Source organism: uncultured Sphingomonas sp. (assembly GCF_964243315.1).
In the GTDB taxonomy this organism is placed as follows: Bacteria; Pseudomonadota; Alphaproteobacteria; order Sphingomonadales; family Sphingomonadaceae; genus Sphingomonas.
Genome location: NZ_CAXTEM010000094.1, coordinates 1 through 6,395, shown reverse-complemented (window position 1 = coordinate 6,395; position 6,395 = coordinate 1). Strand labels below are relative to the sequence as shown.

7 protein-coding genes are annotated in these 6,395 nt (G+C 68.6%); 6 read left to right on the top strand and 1 reads right to left on the bottom strand.

The features are described from left to right. From ACFE77_RS15740 to ACFE77_RS15715, 6 genes are all read left to right on the top strand, one after another. Window positions 1-484 (top strand): efflux RND transporter permease subunit (locus tag ACFE77_RS15740; RefSeq protein WP_375422594.1); only part of this gene is annotated, 484 nt, incomplete at its 5' end. A 90-nt stretch (window positions 485-574) separates the two neighbouring features. Further along, on the top strand, window positions 575-1,843 hold the full coding sequence (locus ACFE77_RS15735; protein WP_375422593.1) for a DUF445 domain-containing protein: 1,269 nt from the start codon (window positions 575-577) through the stop codon (window positions 1,841-1,843). An 84-nt stretch (window positions 1,844-1,927) separates the two neighbouring features. Then, entirely contained in the window at window positions 1,928-3,025 is a 1,098-nt protein-coding gene (locus tag ACFE77_RS15730) for an ABC transporter permease (RefSeq protein ID WP_375422592.1), read from the top strand. Then, window positions 3,025-3,852 (top strand): ABC transporter ATP-binding protein, encoded by an 828-nt coding sequence (locus tag ACFE77_RS15725; protein ID WP_375422591.1) that lies wholly within the window; start codon window positions 3,025-3,027, stop codon window positions 3,850-3,852. The genes ACFE77_RS15730 and ACFE77_RS15725 overlap by 1 nt, the downstream gene beginning before the upstream one ends. Next, entirely contained in the window at window positions 3,852-4,817 is a 966-nt protein-coding gene (locus ACFE77_RS15720) for an MlaD family protein (RefSeq protein WP_375422590.1), read from the top strand. Before ACFE77_RS15725 ends, ACFE77_RS15720 begins: the two co-directional genes overlap by 1 nt. 2 nt (window positions 4,818-4,819) lie before the next feature. Continuing rightward, window positions 4,820-5,404 carry an ABC-type transport auxiliary lipoprotein family protein gene (locus ACFE77_RS15715; RefSeq protein WP_375422589.1) on the top strand — a complete coding sequence of 195 codons (585 nt, stop codon included), beginning with the start codon at window positions 4,820-4,822 and terminating at the stop codon, window positions 5,402-5,404. Window positions 5,405-5,407: 3 nt separating this feature from the next. Here the strand turns inward: ACFE77_RS15715 and ACFE77_RS15710 are convergent. Continuing rightward, the coding region (locus ACFE77_RS15710; RefSeq protein ID WP_375422588.1) for a peptidylprolyl isomerase at window positions 5,408-6,395 on the bottom strand (988 nt) is incomplete at its 5' end.

The following is a 6,395-nucleotide window of genomic DNA, read 5'->3' as shown; positions in this document are numbered from 1 at the left end:
GGTGTTCATCGGGCTGCTGATGCTGCTCGGCATCGTCGCCAAGAACTCGATCCTGTTGATCGACTTCGCGCTGGAGGAGATGAGCAAGGGCGTCGACGTCGTCACCGCGATCATCGATGCAGGGCACAAGCGCGCGCAGCCGATCGTGATGACCACGGTCGCGATGGTCGCGGGCATGGTGCCGACCGCGATGTCGCTTGGGGGCGACGGATCGTGGCGTGCGCCGATGGGTATCGTCGTGATCGGCGGCCTGATCCTGTCGACCGTGCTGACGCTGCTGATCGTGCCTGCCACCTTCAGTCTGGCGGTCGGGGTCGAGCGCTGGGTCGGGCCGCGGCTCGGCCGGCGCCTGCTCACCTATCGTCCGGGTGACGACGGCAGCGAGGTCATCGGGATCGCGGGGCCGAGCAAGCCGCAACTCGGGCCGGTCGCGACCCGGCTCGGTTACAGCGATGGCGACGAGGGCACCCAGCCTGCCGAATGATCCGACGGAACCCGCCGCACGCCGCACCGTGCGCGCGGGGCCGCTTAGCAAGAGCTTGAACTATAGCGGCGCTCGCGGATTGTCCCGGCAATGACCGCGATCCGCCTCCACCGCTCCGCGCAGGACATCACGCCGCCGGGGCTGATCCGCATGCGGCTGGTCGCGACCGCGCTGCTGGTGCTGATGGCGGGGATCTTCTTCGCCAGCCGCGCGATGATCGCGGCGCATCCAGCCTGGGGTTTCGTGCAGGCGTTCAGCGAAGCCGCGATGGTCGGCGGGCTCGCCGACTGGTTCGCGGTGACCGCATTGTTCCGGCACCCGCTCGGGCTGCCGATCCCGCATACCGCGATCGTGCCGCGCAATAAGGATCGGATCGGCGACACGCTGGCGCAATTCCTGCGCGATAATTTTCTGGTGCCGACGGTGATCGCGCGGCGGATGCGGCGGCTCGATGTCGCCGGCGCGATCGCACATTGGCTGACCGATCCGGCGGAGGGCGCGGGCGGTCGATTCCGCCAGGGCGCGTCGAAGCTCGTCGCCCAAGTGCTGGAGGGGCTCGACCCCGCCCGCCTGGGCGGCATGGTCAAGGCCGGGATCGGCGCCCGGCTGCGAGAGACGCAGGTCGCGCCGGTGCTCGGCCAATTGATGAAGGCGGCGATGGCGGAGAACCGCCACAAGCCGCTGCTCGACGCCGGGATCGGCTGGGCGGCGGGAGCGCTGGCGAGCAACGATCATCTGGTGCGCGCGATCGTGCATGAACGCGCGGGTACCGTGTTGCGCTGGACCGGGCTCGACGAGACGCTCGCTGACAAGCTGATCGCGGGGCTCGACAAGCTGCTCGCCGACATGGCCGCGAACCCCGAACATCCGCTGCGGATGAAGGCCGAGGAGGGCCTGGATCGGCTCGCCTGGGACCTGCAATACGACCAGCGCACGCATGCCCGGGTGGATGCGCTGAAGCTCGAACTGATCGAGAACCCGGCGATGCAGCGCTGGCTCGACGGATTGTGGGAACAGGCACGCGCCGCCCTGCTGAAGGTCGCGCGCGATCCGGAGGCGGCGATGGCGGGCAAGCTCGGCGACGTGCTCCGCCAGATCGGCCAGACGCTGGTCGATGACGATCGCCTGGCGCGGACGATCAACCGCTTCGTGCGCCGCGCCGTTGTCGGCACCGCGGCGGATTATGGCGACGGCATCGTCCGGCTGGTATCGGAGACGGTGCGCGGCTGGGACGCCGACACGATCACGCGCCGGTTGGAAAACGCGGTCGGCCGCGACCTCCAATATATCCGCATCAACGGCACGATCGTCGGCGGGCTGGTCGGGCTGATCATCCATGCGATCGACGTGACTGCCTGAACGGACCGGTAACCCAGCGTTTCATTTCGCCCCGCACGGCTATCGCCTTGCCGCGGGGCGCCGTTTCGACCAAAGAAGCCTTCGATGAATGGCATGGCCGATTTCGAGCAGGACGGCGGCACTATCCGCTTCACCGGCAATCTGTCGCTATCGCGGCTCGGTACGCTGCCGGATCGGCTCGACAAGGTCTCCGGCGACGTCTCGCGGATCGATCTCAGCAGCGTCGAACGCATCGACACCGTCGGCGCCTGGCTCGTCCACCGCCTTGCGGTACGTCACGATGCACCGGTCGAGGGTCTCGACGACGATGGCGCGCACCTGATGCGCCAGGTCGTCGCCGCCGACCAGCCAGTCGCGATGCGGCCGCGCAAGGTCCGCGCGGTGAAACGCGTGCTCGGCGAGATCGGCGATGCGACCACGATCGCGATGCGCACGCTCTACGGCTTGCTGGGCTTCATGGGCGCGACGGTGATCGCGCTCGGCAACGTGATCCGCCATCCGCACCGCTTTCGCTACAATGCCGTCATCCAGCGCTTCGAGGTCGTCGGCGTCTCCGCGCTCGGCATCGTCGGGCTGATGAGCTTCCTGATCGGCATGGTGATCGCGCAGCAGGGCGCGGTGCAGCTCCGCCAGTTCGGCGCAGAAGTGTTCACGATCAACCTGGTCGGCCGACTGACGCTGCGCGAGATGGGCGTGCTGATGACCGCGATCATGGTCGCCGGACGATCCGGCTCCGCGTTCGCGGCGCAGCTCGGCACGATGAAGCTGACCGAAGAGATCGACGCGATGCGCACGATCGGCGTGTCGCCGATGGAGGCGCTGGTGCTGCCGCGCACGATCGCGGCGATCGTGATGATGCCGCTGCTCGGCTTCTACGCGTCGATGATCGCGTTGCTCGGCGGCGGGCTGCTGCTCTGGGTGACGCTGGGGATTCCGCCGGTGACCTATGTCCAGCGGATCCGCGAGGTCGTGCCGATCACCGACCTTTATATCGGGCTGATCAAGGCACCTGTATTCGGCGCGATTATCGCGGTCGCGGGGTGCTTTCAGGGTCTGCAGGTGGAGGCGGACGCTGAACAGGTCGGGCTGCGCACCACCTCCGCCGTGGTCCAGGCGATCTTCCTGGTGATCGTGCTCGACGCGTTCTTCGCGGTGTTCTTCACCTGGCTGGGGTGGAACTGATGGCGGCAGATCGCGACGACTTCGTCATCTCGGTGAAGGGGCTGCGCAACAGCTTCGGCGAGGCGGTGATCCACGAGGGACTCGATCTCGACGTCCGGCGTGGCGAGATCCTCGGCGTGGTCGGCGGGTCGGGCACCGGCAAGTCGGTGCTGATGCGGTCGATCATCGGTCTGCAGACGCCCGATGCGGGCGCGATCCGGGTGTTCGGCGACGAGACGATCGGACGCGAAGAGACCGACGCGATCGACATCCGCAAGCGCTGGGGCGTGTTGTTCCAGGGCGGGGCGCTCTTCTCGACGCTGACGGTCGCCGAGAACGTCCAGGTGCCGCTCCGCGAATTCTATCCCGAACTCGATCAGGCGCTGCTCGAGGAAATCGCGGCATACAAGGTGGTGATGACCGGCCTGCCCGGCGACGCAGGGCCCAAATTCCCCGCCGAACTGTCGGGCGGCATGCGCAAGCGCGCCGGACTTGCACGCGCGCTGGCGCTCGACCCCGAACTGCTGTTCCTCGACGAACCGACCGCGGGGCTCGACCCGATCGGCGCTGCGGCGTTCGACGAATTGACCAAGTCGCTCCAGAAGACGCTCGGGCTGACGGTGTTCCTGATCACCCATGATCTCGATTCGCTCTACGCGATCTGCGACCGGGTCGCGGTACTCGCCGACAAGAAGGTGATCGCGGTCGGCACGATCGACGAACTGCTGGCGCTCGATCACCCGTGGATCGAGGAATATTTCAAGGGCCCGCGCGGGCGCGCCGCGGTCGCCACCCAGGAACATCACGCAGCGGGGCAGGAATCGCCGCGAAGGATTGAGGCCAACTGATGGAAACCCGCTCGAACCACGTCCTCGTCGGCGCCGTCGTGCTGATCCTGCTCACCCTGCTCGCGGTCTTCACGGTGTGGATCGCGCGGTTGGGCGGCGCGTCCGAGAAGGAGTATGACATCTTCTTCAAGCAATCGGTCGACGGCCTCGCCAAGGGCTCCGCGGTCACCTTCTCCGGCGTGCCTTCCGGGCAGGTGAAGGAGATCGCGTTGTGGCGCAACGACCCGCAATTCGTGCGCGTCCGCATCAACGTCAGCGACGACACGCCGGTATTGCAGGGCACCACCGCGACGATCTCGGGCGTCGGCTTCACCGGGGTCAGCCAGGTCTCGCTCGACGGCGCGCGCAAGGGCGCCGCGGCGATCGGCTGTCCGGAGACCAACCCGCTGAGCCAATGCCCGTACGGCGTGCCGGTGATCCCGACCAAGCAGGGCGGGCTCGGCGCGATCCTCAATTCGGCGCCGCAGCTGCTGGAGCGGCTGTCGACGCTGACCGAGCGGCTGACCGGGCTGCTTTCGGATCGCAACCAGGCGTCTATCGCGGGCATTCTTGAGAACACCAATCGCCTGTCGGACGCACTGGCGGATCGCGGTCCCGAGATCGCGGCGACGCTGGCGCAGACCCGGGTCGCGATCCAGCAGGCGGGCGACGCCGCGCAGCAGATCGGGCAGCTCGCCGCGACCACCAACGGCGTGCTCGCTGACGATGTCCGCCCGGCGATGGCCAACCTCAACAAGGCGATCGGATCGGCGCAGCAGAGCGCGGAATCGCTCAACGCCGCGATCGGCGATGCGCGGCCGGGGCTCCAGGCGTTCAGCAAGCAGACCATTCCCGAAGTCGGGCAGCTGGTCCGTGATCTGCGAGTGATGTCGCAGGCGCTGTCGTCGGTCGCCGAAAAGGTCGATCAGGGGGGCGCGGGCTCGCTGATCGGTCAGCAGAAACTCCCGGACTACAAGGGCAAGTGACGATGAAGACTCCGCTCATCATCCTGGCGGCGGCGCTGCCGCTCGCGGCGTGCATCAGCTTCGGCGCCAAGCCGCCCGAAGCGCTGCTGACGCTGACCGCAACTGCGGCGATTCCGGTGGGGCAGGCGCAAAGCTCCGCCAGCGCCAAGTCGATCACGATCGCGGTGCCCGCGGTGCCCCAGTCGCTTGCCGGTGCTCGCGTGCCGGTCCAGTCCGGCCCTACCGCGATCGCCTATGTGAAGGACGCGGTCTGGGCGGAGCCGCCGGCGCGGCTGTTCGCGCGGTTGCTGTCCGACACGGTGACGACGCGGTCCGGCCGCGTCGTGCTGTCGCCGGCGCAGTCGATGAGCGACCCCGGCGCGCGGCTCGGCGGCGAACTCCGCAGCTTCGGGATCGACGGCACCGCGCGCGAGGCGGTGGTGACCTATGACGCGTCGTTGATCCGCGGCGACGCGGCGACGGTCGAAAAGCGTCGCTTCGAGGCCCGCGTGCCCGTTGCCGCGATCGACGCACCCTCGGCCGCGACCGCGCTCAACGACGCCGCCAATCGCGTCGCGACCGAAGTGGCCGACTGGGTCGGCCGCTAGAATTTACGGCGCTCGGCGAACCGCGGGCAGGACGTCGCACACCGCGGCGCCGGTGGGGATGGTCGGCGCGTCGGGCAGTTCGCGACGACGGACCGCGGCGGCGAAGCGGGGATTGTCGGCCGCACGATATTGGAAGCGCGGCCGTTCCGCTGCCGGCACATCGCTCGCGAGCCGCACCGAGACGATCGGCACGCGCTCGCCCGCTGTGGCATACATCCCCATCGCCGCGTCGCTCCGCGGCAGCGCCGACAGATACTGCATGCCCTCCACGATCCGCCCCACGACGGTGTAGTTCCGGTCCAGCCGCCGCGCGGACTGCCCGATCGGCGTGAACAGTTCCGACCCGCTGCCCGTGCTCGGCAGCGCATCGCGCGCCACCCCGACCATGCCGTAGCAATGCGTCAGCCACGCCGCCTTGCCGTCGCTCGCGATCGGCCAGCCGTCCGCAGTGATGCCCGCTGCGGTCGAATAGCCGTCCGCGCGCGCCATCCGCACCGCCGGCGCGAAGGCAGCGATCTCGAACTCGGCGGCGGGGGCATCGGTGACGCCCACGGGCAGCGGCTTCTTCTCGCTTTCGTCGCCCCATTGCGCGACCCAATTCTCCTGCACCCGGTAGACGCTGGTACCGTCCCACCACCGCGTCCGCGCCAGCGTGCGAACATTGCCGACATGCGCGGGCGCATAGGCTGCGGCGAGCCGGATCACGACCTGCTTGCCGGTGCCGAGCGTGATCACCATCACCTCGTCGTCGGGGATCGCGCGCCAATCGGCGTCGACAGCATCCGATGGCAGCGGGGCAGGAGTGGCGGCGACGGCCTGTGCCACGGCGAGCGAGAGCGCGAGCATGTTCATGCGTGCGAGACTGCCCGACGCCGGCGCGGCGCGCAATTGCTTGCGGCCGCCCCCCCGACACGCTAGTCGCGCCGCTTCCAGGGAATGCGGAGCGGTGGCCGAGTGGTCGAAGGCGCTCGCCTGGAAAGTGAGTATACGC